At 48.5% G+C, this 16284-nt stretch carries 15 protein-coding genes; 7 read left to right on the forward strand and 8 right to left on the reverse strand.

Annotated features, from left to right (window positions below; all coding sequences use genetic code 11):
- The first annotated feature begins 1 nt into the window (after position 1).
- Positions 2–625 (forward strand): GTP-binding protein, encoded by a 624-nt coding sequence (locus CHL1_RS15210; protein WP_070370271.1) that lies wholly within the window; start codon positions 2–4, stop codon positions 623–625.
- Positions 618–1064 (forward strand): hypothetical protein, encoded by a 447-nt coding sequence (locus CHL1_RS15215; protein ID WP_250933765.1) that lies wholly within the window; start codon positions 618–620, stop codon positions 1062–1064. Before CHL1_RS15210 ends, CHL1_RS15215 begins: the two co-directional genes overlap by 8 nt.
- A 70-nt stretch (positions 1065–1134) precedes the next feature.
- Here the strand turns inward: CHL1_RS15215 and CHL1_RS15220 are convergent, their stop codons facing one another.
- The 3 genes from CHL1_RS15220 to CHL1_RS15230 all read right to left on the reverse strand — a co-directional run bounded on the left by CHL1_RS15220 (position 1135) and on the right by CHL1_RS15230 (position 4998).
- Complete coding sequence (locus tag CHL1_RS15220) at positions 1135–2949, reverse strand: alkaline phosphatase (protein ID WP_250933766.1); 1815 nt, start codon at positions 2947–2949, stop codon at positions 1135–1137.
- Between the two features lie 77 nt (positions 2950–3026).
- Positions 3027–3650 (reverse strand): response regulator transcription factor, encoded by a 624-nt coding sequence (locus CHL1_RS15225; protein WP_250933768.1) that lies wholly within the window; start codon positions 3648–3650, stop codon positions 3027–3029.
- Positions 3651–3930: 280 nt separating this feature from the next.
- A complete protein-coding gene (locus tag CHL1_RS15230; RefSeq protein WP_250933770.1) occupies positions 3931–4998 on the reverse strand; it encodes a sensor histidine kinase in 1068 nt (355 codons plus the stop codon).
- Between the two features lie 204 nt (positions 4999–5202).
- On the opposite strand from CHL1_RS15230, the gene CHL1_RS15235 reads away from it, so the two are divergent.
- The 4 genes from CHL1_RS15235 to CHL1_RS15250 all read left to right on the forward strand — a co-directional run bounded on the left by CHL1_RS15235 (position 5203) and on the right by CHL1_RS15250 (position 9934).
- The gene (locus tag CHL1_RS15235; protein ID WP_250933772.1) at positions 5203–6135 is read left to right on the forward strand and encodes an ABC transporter ATP-binding protein; all 933 of its coding nucleotides are present in this window, start codon (positions 5203–5205) and stop codon (positions 6133–6135) included.
- 8 nt (positions 6136–6143) lie between these two features.
- Positions 6144–7271: an ABC transporter permease gene (locus CHL1_RS15240; protein ID WP_250933774.1), complete on the forward strand. Its 1128-nt coding sequence runs from the start codon at positions 6144–6146 to the stop codon at positions 7269–7271.
- Entirely contained in the window at positions 7258–8424 is a 1167-nt protein-coding gene (locus tag CHL1_RS15245; RefSeq protein WP_250933776.1) for an ABC transporter permease, read from the forward strand. Before CHL1_RS15240 ends, CHL1_RS15245 begins: the two co-directional genes overlap by 14 nt.
- Before the next feature lie 307 nt (positions 8425–8731).
- A complete protein-coding gene (locus tag CHL1_RS15250; RefSeq protein ID WP_250933778.1) occupies positions 8732–9934 on the forward strand; it encodes a diaminopropionate ammonia-lyase in 1203 nt (400 codons plus the stop codon).
- 96 nt (positions 9935–10030) lie between these two features.
- On the opposite strand, the gene CHL1_RS15255 is transcribed toward CHL1_RS15250, so the two are convergent.
- The 5 genes from CHL1_RS15255 to CHL1_RS15275 all read right to left on the reverse strand — a co-directional run bounded on the left by CHL1_RS15255 (position 10031) and on the right by CHL1_RS15275 (position 14070).
- A complete protein-coding gene (locus CHL1_RS15255; protein WP_250933787.1) occupies positions 10031–10945 on the reverse strand; it encodes a DMT family transporter in 915 nt (304 codons plus the stop codon).
- Positions 10946–11052: 107 nt separating this feature from the next.
- Positions 11053–11808, reverse strand: coding sequence for an FAD-dependent oxidoreductase (locus CHL1_RS15260; protein WP_250933789.1), 756 nt, complete (start codon positions 11806–11808; stop codon positions 11053–11055).
- Complete coding sequence (locus tag CHL1_RS15265; RefSeq protein ID WP_250933791.1) at positions 11756–13000, reverse strand: oxidoreductase; 1245 nt, start codon at positions 12998–13000, stop codon at positions 11756–11758. Before CHL1_RS15265 ends, CHL1_RS15260 begins: the two co-directional genes overlap by 53 nt.
- Positions 12997–13473: a hypothetical protein gene (locus CHL1_RS15270; RefSeq protein WP_250933793.1), complete on the reverse strand. Its 477-nt coding sequence runs from the start codon at positions 13471–13473 to the stop codon at positions 12997–12999. Before CHL1_RS15270 ends, CHL1_RS15265 begins: the two co-directional genes overlap by 4 nt.
- A gap of 66 nt (positions 13474–13539) precedes the next feature.
- Complete coding sequence (locus CHL1_RS15275) at positions 13540–14070, reverse strand: DUF2284 domain-containing protein (RefSeq protein WP_250933795.1); 531 nt, start codon at positions 14068–14070, stop codon at positions 13540–13542.
- A 259-nt stretch (positions 14071–14329) separates the two neighbouring features.
- On the opposite strand from CHL1_RS15275, the gene CHL1_RS15280 reads away from it, so the two are divergent.
- Positions 14330–16243, forward strand: a complete 1914-nt coding sequence (locus CHL1_RS15280) for a sensor domain-containing diguanylate cyclase (RefSeq protein WP_250933804.1) — start codon at positions 14330–14332, stop codon at positions 16241–16243.
- The last annotated feature ends 41 nt before the right edge of the window (positions 16244–16284 follow it).

Consider the following 16284-nt stretch of genomic DNA (forward strand, 5'->3'; position numbering starts at 1 on the left):
TATGAACATTATTATCTTAGGGGGATTTCTGGGTTCCGGAAAAACCAGCGTTTTATTGCAGCTGGCTGGCCATCTGATCGGGAATCAGCCTTCCAATACGACCCGGGTGGTCATTCTGGAAAATGAAATCGGTGAGGTCAGTGTTGATGACAGCTTACTCAAAAAAAACGGCTACCAGGTAACCAATCTATTTTCCGGCTGCGTCTGCTGTACCATGTCCGGAGAACTGATTCTGAATCTGCATCGGATCAGAACCGATTTCAATCCCGAGCTGATAATCATGGAAACGACTGGCGTGGCCTTTCCCGATAACATCCGCCAGACCATCAACCAGTCGCTGCCAGAACTTACGGTTCAGGTCACCTGTATCACCGATGCCAAACGCTGGTTGCGGCTGCTGCAGCCTATGGAGATGCTCCTGGAAGGGCAACTGGAAGCTGCTGATGTGATTCTGATCAATAAGATCGATCTGGTCGACGACCAGACCTTGTCCGAAGTGGAGACTTCCATCCGATCCTTTAACGACCACGCCAAATGCTTCAGAATCAGCGCCGCCCAGCCGATTGACCCGGTCATTTGGGGAACCATCTTGAATACCGAACAGGAGGCACCAATCAATGAATAGCCACCAACCTCACCATCGTCATGACGAAAATTGTGGTTGTCATGGTGACCATCACCATGCTGCGCCCGCCCATCAACCTGAGCGCCATCAACACAACCCTCAAGCGATTACGGTAAAAACCCATGATGCCAGCCTGGTTGGCTCATATCGCTTAACGATTGAGTTGAGCTTTGAAGAAGCAGTAACCACCCTGGATGCGGCGCTTAAAAAAATCGCCGCCCAAATTACTGAACGGGGGGGGATCATCGGCCATATCAAGGCCAATCTGACTACCGAAGGTCAAAGCTGTATGATTTCCCTCACCGAAGAAAAACCCGATTGGCATTACAACGACAGCCGTCGCTGTCAGGTAGAAGGAGTGGCGATTGTCTTCGGTATTTTACCTGAGCAGTTGACTGCGATTCTCAACACCGTTCTGGGCCCTTACCGCTTGGCCTAATGCCGTATCTAAACGAACTTGAAAAATACCTGTTACCGCATTATTATATGCTGCGTAACAGGTATTTTTGTTATTTTAGTAATTCCCGGATCACCCTGGGAATATCGGTGTTATTGATATAGGCACCCCGAACCGGGTCGGAACCCACAGCATATTTTCTAAACAAATCGGAACCCGGCCCTTTGGCAAAAATAGGCACCAGCTGATTCGTATGGCTTTGGCTGTTCCAGACCATCGTCGGCATGACCCCTTTTCCATTATTGACCACCTCATTATAAATACCACTACTGCCTGTTAAATAGCCGGTTTCGTGATCACTGGTGACAATCACCAGGGTTTCTGACCAACTGCTGTTACCTTCCACCCAGTCACACACCGCGGCAACGGCCTGGTTAAACGCAGTTTCTTCTTCAATCATTCGACCACTCTGATTCTTACTGGCGGCCCAATCAACAGCGCCGCCTTCAATCATCAGGAAAAATCCCTCCTCGTTATTGTCCAGTACATTAAGGGAAGCCCGGGCCATTGTCGCCAGCGAGGGCACCTGATTATTCAACGCAACCGCAAAAGGCTGGGCATTAACATCGCCAGTCCGGCCATACTGCAGGGTCGTATAAACCGGTGGCACGCCGATCACCCGATCCGGTGCGGCTCCGCTCTGGAGGGCTTCAAAATCGGCCTTGGTCTGGATCAGCCGCCATGAGTCAGGATCGCCATCACCATCAGCATCATTGCCCAAGGCTCCCGCCTCCAGAGCCTCCCAGGTTTCCTGACCTCCAACAAATTGATAATGCTCGGCTTCAATGCTGCTACGTTTAACGCTGTCATCATTATATAAAGGATTTCCAGCGCCCATGATCACATCAATCCTACTATCTCTGATCATTTCATTGGCAATCCCACTGTAATTACTGCGATCCGTGTCATGCGCCACAAAAGCTGCCGGGGTGGCATGACTGAGTTCCACTGAGGTGACCACTCCGGTGGATTTTCCGTTTGCTTCAAAATCTTCAGTCAGATTCCGTAAATTATTCTGATTGGGATCGACTCCGACCGCGCCATTATAGGTTTTAGTACCGGTGGCCATGGCGGTGGCAGAAGCGGCGGAATCCGTCGGCCTGTTTTTCAACTCATCAAAACTGCTCCAAATCGTGGCTGGATCATAGGTATAACGGGCATCATCTGCAGATTCGATTTTTCCGGTCGAGTAGGTGCTCATAAAATACTGGGTTGGAAAGTTCTCATATACCTGGATTCCGCCCTGACCACCGGTGAAATAGTCGGTAGCAAGAATATGGTTGGCACCGCATCCATCTGAAATCAGCACGATTACGTTTTTAAAAGCAGTTGTGTCGTCCGGCGGGGCTGCTCCTTTGGGGGTGATCACCATCCGGATCGCTTCCATCCGATAGGAAAGCCCTTCGGTTCCTGCTAACTCACCGTTTTTAACCCATTGTTGCCAGCCCTGATTCTGAACATGCGCCTGATAATACACGTCAAATTTCTCCGCTTCAGAACCAGTGAGTTTGATGCGGACTGCTTCCATCCGTAATGACCGGCCTGTCGTCCCAGCCTCGGCACCGTCATCAACCCAGTTCTGCCAGCCGATATTCTGAACATGGGTTTGGTAGGTAATTCCTAAATTAGGGTGATCGTTGATTTTTAATCTGATCCCTTCCAGGCGCAGTGAGCGGCCGGTCGTTCCGCTGACACCAGCATCCGACTGCCATTCCTGCCAGCCGACATTCTGGATATGGGTTTGGTAACTGCTCTGGAAAGTCACAGCCTGCGGCTTTGTTTCCACTGCGTTGACACAAACCGACAAGGAAATCATTAGCATCAATCCGAGCAGCATCATCCACATTCCAGTTCTTATCTTTTTCATGGTTTCATCTTCTTTCATCGTAAAGAGATTATCCCCAACATCAGCGATGGCTTTTTTTGCTTTTAACTGCTAAAACCTCAGTTCAGGTTTTTGTAGAAAAAGATGGCCAACTGAGTCCGATCCCGGAGATTCAGTTTTTCCAAAATCACGCTAATGCGGTTTCGCACGGTTCCTTCACTTAAATACAGGCTCTCGGCAATTTCCCGGTTACTAAGCCCCTGGGCCACCCGGTCGAGCAGTTCCCGTTCCTTCTCACTCAGATCAAAATAATCTACCGACCGGGGTTCTTGCTGATTAATCAGTCCCGGAATCTTGGTCACAATATCCTGGCCAAAGACACTTTGACCGATCTCTACTGCTCTTAGGGCAGGTACAATGCTTTCAAAATCCTGTTTGATGATATACCCTTTTGCTCCCAGTTTAAGCGCTTTGATAATATATTCATCATCTAAAAAAGTAGTTAAAAATAAAATTCGGGCCGTTTGATCAATGGCCAGGATGGCCGCAGCGGCTTCCAGCCCGGTCATCACCTCCATCCGGATATCCATCAGCAGCACATCCGGTTTAAGCTTACGGTATAAGGCAATCGCTTCTTCGCCATTGTGCCCGATTCCAATCACTTCAATATCCCCCTGAGCTTCAATAATGGTTTTTAGCGATGCACAGACCAGCCGGTCATCATCGACAACAAGTATTTTCATGGTTCCCCCTCTATTTTATACTTTAGGCAATTTAACAAACTGCCACGAGCTTCGCTGCCGGTTTACGCTAAACAACCAGAAGAAATCGCAAAGCGAATTTCTTCTTTGTCGCGGGCAGTCGCCAACTACAAGCAAGCTTGTGATTGGCTCATTGCCTTCGCGAATTTCTACACTGTACGGCGGACAGTCTATCGACTGTTCGCCTGCACGTTACTAAATTGTTTGCAAAAACCAACATCAAAGCAAATTCCGTTTGATGTTTTAAATTATAAATTCATTATTACTCGTCATTTTTAGGCACGGAGATAAAGATCCGAAATCCCCGCTCCGTGGTGATATGAACGTTGCCATTCAGGGCAGCCACCCGGTCACCGATATTTTTTAGCCCGATACCATCGCCATTAAGATTTCCGCTGCCGCTGCCGTTATCCTGTACCACCAGCTGGATCAATCCCGGATGTTCCCGAACCACCAGTTCGACCTCATTAGCCTGAGAATGACGGATCGTATTGGAGAAGGCTTCCTTGACCACCGCGATAAAACAATATTTCACTTCTTTATCCAAGGGTGATTCCACATCATAGTCAAATTTAACCGGACAAAATTCAAAATTCTTAATCAGTTTCTGCAGTTCCAGCTGCAAATCCAGAGATTCATCGTGGAGATCGTGGACGCTGTTTCGAATGCTATCCATGGCTTCTGAAAGGGTTTCTTTGATCTGAATTAACCCTTCCCGGGTTTTTGCTTCTTCACTGATTGCCAACAGTGCCCCGGTTTGCAAAATACTCCGGGACAGCATATGACCAACATTATCATGAATATCCCGGGCGATCCGGTTGCGTTCAGTCAGAGTGGCCAGATTCAGTTCATAATCCTGCTTTTCCAGTAGCATCTGATTCTTTTTTTCCAGCTGCAGGGCCGTTTCCCGGGTGGTATCCCGAAGGGCCTTATAATCGTGTCTTAATTTTTCCAGCGAAAGCGAACGCATTTTAAGAAAATAGGCCACCAGCATAAAGATTGGTATCAGCACCACCGCAGTGCCACTCAGCGCTGTAAAACCGGTTGCGGCTGGCAGCAGCGCCAGCGTCCACAACCATTTATAGCGGGAAATCAAAATGTCATAGCCGATCAGTGGCACAAATAAAAGATAAACCGGCTCAAAAAAACAGATTAGCAGATAGCCGCCAAACAATCCCACCGTCACCGGCCCTTCCGTTAAATAACTGGAGGCCGCTGCAAAAATCACCGCCACCAGTACCGGAGCAATCAGCAGCACATTATCCACCGTGGTTAGATACAAGGCCAGACAGAATCCAAAAACAATTACCTTATCAATCAGCTTATTCATTTTTACCTGCCTTTATCAGAATCGTATCGTTATCAGCACTACAATTTTATCACTACTTTAACATAAATGGTGACATTTGTCATACCCGATCGGGAGGCTTATCACTATTAAAGCGTGTGCCAATGGCGTAAAATAAAAGCATCAACCAATATAAAACTGTTTGCGCTGCTGCTTAAGCAGGCATACCGATAAAGGAGAAAGAAAATGGTCATTAATGTCAAAAATCTGGTAAAACGTTACGGCGATCTGATCGCTCTCGATCACTTCAATCTGGCGGTACAGGAAGGGGAAGTCCTCGGGCTGCTGGGCCCCAACGGTTCAGGAAAAACCACCGCCATCAACTGTATTTTATCGCTCTTAAAATACGATAAGGGAACAATTGATATCTTCGATCAACCGATGTCTCCGGATGCCTACCATCTTAAGCGGGACATCGGGATTGTCATGCAGAATGTCGCTGTTTTTAATGAACTGACGGTGTATGAAAATATCGACTACTTTTGCGGTCTGTACATTTCTGATAAACAGACCCGCAAAAAACTGGTGGCCGAGGCCATTGATTTTGTCGGTCTCAACGATTTTAAAAAATTCTACCCCAAAAAACTCAGCGGTGGTCTCCTGCGGCGTCTGAACATCGCCTGTGGAATTGCCCATAAACCGAAACTGATTATTCTGGACGAACCGACGGTAGCCGTCGATCCTCAGAGTCGTAACAATATTCTGGAAGGGATCCAGAAGTTGAATCAGCAGGGCGCTACGATTATTTACACCTCGCATTATATGGAAGAGGTGGAGCAGATCGCCAGCCGCATCGCCATCATGGATAAGGGTAAGATCATTGCCATGGGCACCAACGAAGAGCTTAAGAAAATGATTAAGTCCGGAGAACACATCAACCTTGAACTGCTCAACCCCGAAGATCTCGACCTGGCCGGAATTAACGCCCTACCCCATATCATTTCAGCCGAACGCCGTGACCACCAGTTGGTGATCAAGTCTGAGCGTGGTAAGAATAATCTGATCCCCATTCTGGATCACCTGAAAGATCAACAGATTGCCATTGGAAAAATCTATTCCGAGCCACCGACACTTAACGATGTCTTTCTGGAAATCACCGGCAAAGAGCTGCGAGATTAGGAGGAGTCATGTTTTTATTTAATTATCGCTATCGCCTCAAGTGCATTCTTCGGGATCGGGAATTGATGTTCTGGACCCTGATGTTTCCAATTCTTTTGGCCACCCTGTTCAATCTGGCCTTTTCCAATATTACCAGCGCCGAAGAATTTGTTAAAGTCAAGGTAGCCGTCGTAAAAAATGAAGAGCTGGCTGCCAACCCGGCTTTTACCGCTGCTCTGGACGACACCGGTAATATTTTTGAGGCGATCTACACCACCCGAACAGAAGCAGAGGCACTGCTCACCGACAATCAGATTGACGGGTATATCATTTTCGACCCGGATCTCAACCTGGTAGTCAACCGATCTGGTCTTAATCAGACCATTATCCGGAGCTTTCTGGATGATTTTTTACAATCTTCGGCTACCATCGTCACCGTCATCACCAAAAATCCCGCTGCCCTGGATCAAGGCATCCTGGCCGGGATTGCCAATCGCATCGAATACTTGCGGGCTGTTTCGGCCAGCAACTCCAACCCCGATCCTGTTGTCAATTACTTTTATGCGTTAATTGCAATGACCTGTTTATACGGCGGCTTTCTGGGCGTCAAAGAAGTGGTGGCTATCCAGGCTGATCTTTCGGATGTCGGGGCCCGAATCAATCTGGCTCCAACCAATAAGCTAAGTGTCTTTATCTCTTCAATGCTGGCGGCTACCACTGTTCAACTGGCAGAACTGCTGATTCTGCTGGCCTTTGTGATCGGCGTGTTGGGAATCAGCTTCGGCAATCAGCTGGGCTACATCGCTCTGACCTGTGTCGTCGGAAGCCTCACCGGAGTAACCTTCGGGGCCTGCGTCGGTGTCATCGTCAAAAAAGGTGAGGGACTAAAAACAGGAATCCTAATCGGTTCCACCATGACGATGTGCTTTCTGGCCGGAATGATGTTTGCCGACATGAAGTATATTGTCGCCACCAAAGTCCCGATTCTTGGCTACCTCAACCCGGCCAACCTGATCACCGACAGTTTTTATGCCCTCTATTACTATAATACCCACACCCAGTTTTTCACCGATATTCTGTTGTTGTGTGGATTCACCGTTTTATTCAGTGCAATCACGTACTTTGTGTTAAGGAGACAGAAATATGCAAGTTTATAAAGCTTTTTTTCGAATTATCCAGAAAAATCGTGGCCAGATCCTCATCTATCTGGTGGTCTTTATGGTGCTGGCACTGCTATTGACCAACGCCTACAACCCACCCCAGGATACTGATTTTACCAAAACCCGGGTCAATATTGCCTTTATTAGTGACGATGTTGATTCCCAGCTGGTGGCAGGACTTAAAAGCTATCTGGGCGAATACGCCAACCTGGTGGATCTTCCTGATGATTCCCAAAAACTTCAGGATGCGCTTTTTTTCCGGCAGGTGGTATACATCCTGCGGGTGCCGGAAGGCTTCACCACAGCGATGCTAAACGGCCAGGATGTCCAACTGGAAAAAAACATCGTCCCTGATTCCCCCAGTAACATTTATATGGATCTGCTGATCAACAAATACTTGAATACTGCAAAAACCTATATCACTTATCTACCCGAACTAACCCAGACCGAACTGGTCAGCTACCTGAAAACAGATCTGACCAAAGAAACCGAGGTCACGGTGATCTCGAGTGTACGCCACTCGGACAACGCCGAAAAATCCGGCTACTATTTTAACTATCTTTCCTATTCGCTGTTTGCCATTCTGATTCTGGGGGTCTGTTCGGTGATGCTGGTCTTTAATGATACCGATCTAAAACGGCGCAACCTCTGTTCGCCGATGCGCGCAGCAACAATGAACGTTCAGATGATTCTCGGCAACCTCAGTTATGCGGTGCTGACCTGGTTGGTGCTGATCTCCGCCAGCTTTGTGATGTATGGCAGCTACATGTTCACCACTAATGGCCTGCTGCTGTTGCTTAATTCCTTTGTCTTTACCCTGGCAGCACTTTCAATCAGCTATCTGATCGGTAATCTGGTTAAAAGCCGGGGCGCCATGTCAGCAGTGGCCAATGTCTTCGCCCTGGGCACCAGCTTTCTCAGCGGTGTCTTTGTCCCCCAGGAGCTGCTCGGCCCCAATGTCCTTGCGATTGCCAGCTTTACCCCAACCTACTGGTATGTTAAGGCCAATAATGAAATCGCAGCTGCCGCCAATTTCAATACCGACACGCTCCAGTCGATTTTTACCAGCATGGTACTGGTGCTGGCCTTTGGGGTAGCGGTCCTGGGGGTAACCCTGGTGCTGATTAAGCAGCGTCGAGTGGAAGGGTGATTGGTTGGATCGATACATAGAAAGTAAAAAACAGGTTCGGGACAACGGCGAGGTTGTCCTGGACCTGTTTTGTATTGTGGAATAATTGGCAGTTTGTCTGACCTGATAGTAGTTAAACCGCTACTACACGTTTACGAGCAAACATCCGTTAAAATTATAAGCGACCTGAATTTTTCTGATTGCGTCAGGATTTCCTCATGTTTTCAATCATTATTTTTTTCTAACCCCATTATCGCATTATGGTATAATGACAACAACAATAGCCGAAAACTATTAGTATGATCCACACCAAAATAAAGGAGCCCCGATGAAACCACCGATTACCATCATCCCCGGCTTGGGCCGGAGCCATCACTTTAATCAAGGTTTAACCCCCATGTTATCCCCAAGCGTCGTGGCCGCAGTCCGCCGCTTTCATCAATCATTGCCTCAGTATCAGCCGACGCCGTTGATGGCTCTGCCCGATTTGGCCGAGAAATTAGGCGTTCGCAATATTTTTGTTAAGGATGAATCCCACCGCTTCGGACTCAACGCCTTCAAAGGCCTGGGGGCAGCCTACGCCATGGCTACCATCATTGCCGGACAGATCCAGGCCGATATGGCCGACCTTACTTTTCCGGTACTGAGCTCTGCGGCCATTCGCCAGCAGATTAAGAATCTGGTTTTTATCACCGCCACCGATGGCAACCACGGCAAGGGGGTGGCCTGGGCCGCTGCTCTTTTTGGCTGCCAGGCGATGGTGCTGATGCCTAAGGGCACAAAGCCCAGCCGGGCGGCGGCGATCCGGGCCATCAATGATACCCCGGTTGAGATCACAGAACTGAACTACGACGAGTGCGTACGCCGGGCGGCCCAACTGGCAAAGGAGAAGGGTTACATCCTCATTCAGGACACCGGCTTTGACGGCTACGAGGCCATCCCCAACGCCATCACCCAGGGCTATACCACCATGGCTGGCGAAGCTCTGGAGCAATTGCAGGAATGCGGCATCGCCAGACCCAGCCATGTTTTTCTCCAGGCCGGGGTCGGCTCGATGGCCGGAGGCGTACTGGCTTATCTGAGCCAGTATTACAATCAGGATCCACCGATCACCACCATTGTTGAGCCGGACACCGTTGCCTGCATTTTCAAGTCGGTGCAGCAGGGACAGCCAGTGGCGATTGGCGGTCACCCGGAAACGATTATGGCCGGTTTAAACTGCGGCGAACCGAACCCTCTGACCTGGCCGATTCTTAGAGACTTAGCCAGCTTTTATGCCAGCTGCCCGGATTGGGTCACTAAACTGGGGATGCAAACCCTGGCCCATCCCGGAGGCACTGACCCGGCAATTATCTCCGGCGAATCCGGAGCCGTCGGTCTGGGGCTGCTGATTTCTTTGTGTACCGACCAAAGTCTTACCGCCCTGAAACAATCGCTTAATCTTGATCGCAACTCCACCATCTTACTGTTCAGTACCGAAGGCAATACCGATCCCGAAGGGTATCAGGCCATTGTCAAGGGGCCTGTTTAAGCTGTCCATCGAACCGTAAATAAACATCAAAAGGTGCACCCGCTCTCCGGTCGTTATCTCAACCGGATCCAAGCGGACGCACCTTTTTTGCTTTTTTTAGACCCGTCCCGCCTCCCGGTTGACCAGCCAGATCCCCACACTGACACAAGCCAGGGAAACAAGAATCCGCAGGCTGAGAAATGCCTCACCCAGAAAAAGCCCCGATAAGATTACCCCAAAAACCGGAATCATAAAGCCATAAATGGCCACTACTCCAACTGGGTTGTGCTTTAATAGGATCGTCCAGATGGTAAAAGCGGCAGCTGACAAGGCTGCCAGATAGCCAAGTAAAAGCAGTCCCGGGACGGTAACCTGCGTGATCGATCCCCCCATCAATAACCCGATCATCACCAGCACCACCCCGCCGATCATCAGCTGATAGGCGGTCAGAATCATTGAATCGCTTTTTTGCGTATAGATTCGGGTCATCACTGCCCCCAGCGCCGAGGCGATGCAGACCAGAAAGAGAAAACCATCCCCCAGCAGCGAAAAACTGCTGTCGATCCGGCCACCCTTGAGCTGAATAATGATCACCCCGACCATCCCCAAAATGCAGCCAATGATCTTGGCCCGGGTCATCTTCTCGTTTTTCAGAATCAGATGGGCAAAAAGAATCGCAAAAAAGGTGGAGGTGGCATTGATAATCGATGCCTTTACCCCGGTGGTATTGGCCAGGCCGATGTAAAAGAAAATATACTGGAGGGTCGTCTGCACCAACCCCAAGCTGATCATCCGGCCCCACTCATCTCTTTGCGGCAGCGCAATTTTCTTTACATAAAGGCTGGTGATGATCCATGTCAGTATTCCTGCCAGAGTAAAACGATAACCGGCAAACAAAACCTGAGCTCCGGTAGTGGTGATTCCAAAAAGTGCATAGCCAATTTTAACCGCCGGATAGGCGCTGCCCCAGAGCAGGCAGCAAAGGGTTGCCAGGGCCAAAACCACGCCCTTGTTTTGCAGTCGATCTTTCAAATTTCTCTCCTGTTAATATATTATCTCTTGCTAAACTAAAGCTGAAGTTCTGCTTCTTACTCCAGTATCAATTTCTATTTTCGGCCTACCTTTTTCGATCAATTTGATTAAACTCTCCCGGCCACTTCATTGGCCGCACCGATAGCCGCCCGAATATTTTTTACCGCCTGACTATCACCAAGCTGATAAACCTGAGGATAGTTATGCCGCAGTTCTTTAAATAAAGAAGGCGCAGGTTCAAAACCCACGGCAATCATCACGTGATGAACCGGGATCAGCCGTTCCTGACCATTGGCTTCAATCATGGCACCATCTTCTGTGACTGCTTTGAGTCTGGCACTGGTGATGATTTCGCTGCGATAAAAGGCCAGCAGATCCCTTAGCATCTGTTTGTTGGCTGGAGCCAGGGGAATCCCGGCGGACAGAATATCCGGAGATGAGTCCACAATGATCATCTTATGGCGATGCATCGCCAGATGGAGGGCCGCCTCACATCCGGACAGACCTCCACCAATGGCAATGCAACGGGGCCCAACATAGGTTTTGTCGGTAATCACATCAAGGGCGTTGGTCACTTTGTCGCTGTCGTTCCCCGGGAATGTAACCTGTCGGGCTTCTGCACCCTGAGCAATAAAGAGGATGTCAGGATTGATGGCAGCAATCTTTTCCGGGATAGCCAGCTCATCAAGGCAGATCTCAACCTTTAATTTTTCCAGCTGGATTTCATACCAGCGGATCAGCTCATCATCAGCGGTTTTTAAAATCCGCTTGCTGCTGTATTTAAGCTTGCCCCCCAGCCGATAGCTTTTTTCAAAGAGGGTGACCTGATGACCCCGCACCGCACTGACCCGGGCCGCTTCCATACCGGCCGGACCGCCGCCAATTACCACCACTTTTTGGGGGATTTGTGACTGTTTTGAACATCGGCTTCAGCTCCCGGTTGCAGTCCGGATTAACGGTACAGGATGCTTCATGCCCGGCAATTAACTGGGCCAGACAACCGTCATTACAACCCAGACAGGGCCGGATATCTTTGCTCTGGTCGTTTTTTAACTTGTCTGGCAGCTCGGGATCGGCCAGCAAAGGCCGACCCAGGCCGACCATATCCAACCGACCAGTTTTTAGCGCCTCGGTTGCCAGCTCGGGGTCAGCCATTTTTCCAGCGACCAATACCGGTACCGCCACCACTTTTTTTAGAACCTCACAGAGTTCCAGATAAACCCCTTTACCAAAATAAACCGGTGGATATTTCCAATAAGAAGCGCTCTCAAACATGCTGATGCCAGCTGTCACATCAAAGCCATCACAGCCCGCCGCAACCAGCAACACTGCTGCAGCCAGGGCTTCTTCCCGATCCCGTCCCTGTTCCACAAAGGTTTCATCCGGCAGGGCCTGATGCCCTCCTTCTTTGAGATAGCTTTTCATCACAAATCGCAGAATCACTGGAAAACTACTGCCGCAAACAGTTTTAATGACAGATATAATTTCACACACAATCCGGAAGCGGTTTTGCAGCACCCCACCGTAGCCGTCGCAGCGCTGATTTAAATGGGCCAGCGTTAAACCATCCAGCAACTCCCCGGTCTCAATTTCGACGCCATCAAAACCGGCGGCCTGGACAATTTTAGCTGAATCAGCAAAGGCTGCCACCAACCCCTGAATTTGAGCCGTGGTCATCGCATTGCACCCTTTATACTGTTCAGCCAGAGAGCCCCAACTGGCAGCCAGCTGCACAAAAATTTTTGTGCCCTGCTCATGAATGGCCCGGGTCAGCTCCAGACCGGCAGAAGTATAAGCTTCGGGATTAGCCAATGGTGTCGGAAAAGAACAAACCGTCTTTTTACCAGCCAAACCGGCCACCTGATTGGCGCCAGTAATGATCAACCCAACCCCACCACGAGCCCGGGCCCCATAAAAGGCGATGGCAGCTTTCGTATAGGCCCCATTTTCATCGGCGGTGACAATTCCCATCGCTGGCATAAAAAGCCGGTTTTTCAGTTCCAGCTGATTGATTTTAACCGGTTTAAATAAATCTCCGATCTTCTTATCCATCATTTTACGGCGTCTCCGAACTTCCTGATATGCTCCACCAGTTCCTGATACGTAGTCTTCATCAAGTCCGGCGGCAATTCATAGAGTTCAATGCTGTGGCGCAGCTTGACCATGCCGTTAGCAATAATTTCGTCATCGGTAGTGATCACAAAATCAGCTTCGTAAACGACCTTGCAATCGATACTGGCGCCGAATTTACTGGCCAGTGAGCCCAGCAGCAATTGCGCCAGCTGATATTGCCCGTCAATCACATAAAAATCGACATAGCTTTCCGGGCAATGATCATCCCGTTCGTCTTCAACCAGAAAGCCCTGGCAGGCACTCATCGAAAAGAATACCGGAATAGCATTAATGGCATCAACCAGCTCCCGAATCCCATCATCGATATCCTCGGGATTCCGTAAATAAGTTGCTTTGTCTGCCTGGGTAAAAACGGTGATGGGATTGGCTTCAATCCCTAAAAATGATAAATCCATCGTGCACCTACTTTCTTCGTATAATCAATACCTTCTAAATCGGCAAATTATTGCTGATAATGTTATTTAAAAAAAGATCATCCCAAACCAGGTAATTACATTGTATCCATTTAAAAATGACAGATTGTACTTTTCGCAGAGATCCGTCACCGAGATGGCATGACTTTCCACACAGGGATACATTTTTTCCTGATGCTTGCAGGCTTGTTCGGGATAGCCACATTCCTCACAGATGGCGCAGGATTCGGCCGTCAGAATCAGCTTGTTCTGATACATATCAAAAACATTGTCCTTAATTGCCTCGACGATTTCAATATGTTCACAGCGGGTTGCCAGCATTTCGTCCATATTGAGAATATCACTGACCTCCGAGATCGTGCTAAAAATAAAGGCGTGTTCATAGCCCAGACACCGGGCTTTGCATTCTTCCAGGGTTCCGACCGCTGGCGGGCAGGACCAGGAGTTCCCGTATTGCGGACATTCCAACTTACAAATGGTCCGCACCGCCTCATAAAAATTGATTTCTGATGGATCAAAAAACGCATATTCGAATATCGGATATTCAGTAATTTTCGTTTCAATATTTGCTCTTGTCATTGTTTTCCTCATAATTTAGTATTTTATCCTAATCGGATCAAATTGTCCTGATCATTACTCAAAATCTTATTTGACTGAATTGATTGTCCCATTGTATAATGAAATAAACCTAAACGCAATACATCGGGACATTAAAGCATGACCTCTGATTATCTGAATTTGAAAAACCCTTCACCATTGGAGGCGTGATCATCACGTCTCCATCTGACTTTTAGGCCAATTAAAACACTCTCGCTTTGGCCCTCGGAAAGGAGCCCTCATGATCAAACGCAGTATCGTCTTATCGATTATTTTTTTGATGTTTTTTTTGCTGGGGGGCTGTTCCGCACAACCAACTGAGATCGAGAAAAAGGCTGACAACGGTCGTCTTGATTTAACCCAATACGATCTCAATAATCAGATCATTGCTCTCGATGGCGACTGGGCTTTTTACTGGAACCAGCTACTGGAACCAGCCAGTATCGACCAAGGTACGCTCAGCGCTTATGTCCCCTTTCCTTCCTCATGGAATAAATATCAAATCGACGACGAAAAAATACCCGGATCCGGGTATGCTACCTATCGACTGAAATTTACTGCTGCCGACAATCAAATCCTGGCGCTGAAGATTCCCAAGGTTCGCACCGCATACAAGCTTTTTATCAATGGTGAGCCGATTACCACCGTCGGTACCATCGGTACCACCCGGGAAACCATGGTTCCCAAATATCAGCCCCAGGTCGTCGCTTTTAATGCCGTGTCGGGAGAAAACGAGATTGTCCTGGAAGTATCCAATTTCTACCGCCCCAGTGGCGGTCTGCTCAATAGCATTCAACTGGGCGGAGAAAGCCAACTCCTTACTATTCGCTACTTCGGCCTGACCTATGAATTGTTCCTTTTTGGTGCCCTGATGATGATGGGGGTTTATCACCTGGCCTTATTCTGTTTTAGAAGAAAAGACCGGGCTCCACTGTATTTTGGGCTGTTTTGCACGCTGGTGGCTATCAGAACATTGTTTATCGGCGAAGCCTTCTTATTCTCATTTTTTCAAAATCTGAATTTTGAGATTATTTATAAAGTGCAGACTCTGTCATTCTATTTAGGGGTTCCATTGATTCTGATGTTTTTTCGATCGATTTTACCACAGTATTTCAATCAACTCATTGTCCGAACCACACAGATAATTGCTGGTGCCTATACCCTCGTCGTTCTTTTTACCCCAACTTGGATCGCCGCCATCATCAATCCTCTTTATCAGATATGGACAGTTTTGATGATTGTCTATCTTTTTGCGATGCTGATTAAAATTGCGCTTCATCGGGAAAAAAACAGCGGCCTGATCATACTCGGTGGTCTGTTTCTGATTGCGACCTGTCTGATGGACATCATTACCCTTAGTCCCTGGATCAGCGACAACTGGCTATCGTTCCTTCAATCAATCTTTCAGGGCGATGCTAACTCTTCTACCGGCCAACTGATCTTTGCGGTCCTCTATTCGCTGTTACTGGCTAAAACCTTTACCGAGTCGCTGGAGCAACGCACCGTCATGAGTGAACAGCTGGCCGAGATGAACGACCATCTCGATGAACTGGTGGCCCAGCGTACCCGGGAGCTAACCGCCTCCAATGACCGGATTGAACAACAGAATTATGAACTGGAATTGATCAACCATGAGTTACAGCGTCTTTCCCTCCGGGATCCGCTGACCGAACTGTGGAACCGCCGGAAATATGATGAAACCATTGTCATGGAATGGAACCGCTGTTTAAGACAGCACCGTCCGATCTCGCTGCTTTTTATTGATGTCGATTATTTTAAAAACTATAACGATTTGTATGGCCACGTGGCTGGAGATGCCACCCTGATTAAAATCGGGAATACCCTGCGAACCGCTTTGTCCCGCCCCACCGATATGGTGGTTCGTTATGGAGGTGAAGAATTTATCGTTCTCCTTGCCGAAACCGACAAAGAAGAAGCTCTGAGTAATGCCCATCGCCTGCTAAAAAAAGTCGAAGCTCTGGCCATTCCCCATGAGGGATCGGTGGTTAAAAATTGTATTACCGTCAGTATTGGGGTTGCCACCCTGCTACCCGATCATCATTCCCGTCATGAAGACCTTGTTAAAATGGCTGACGAGGCGCTCTATCAGGCTAAATCCAATGGTCGCAACCAGGTTGTCACTCTGAATCAATAACAAACAACAAGACCCAGCCGACAAAACAGCTGGGTCTTGTT

The organism is Acetobacterium wieringae (assembly GCF_023700225.1).
Taxonomy (GTDB): domain Bacteria; phylum Bacillota; class Clostridia; order Eubacteriales; family Eubacteriaceae; genus Acetobacterium; species Acetobacterium wieringae.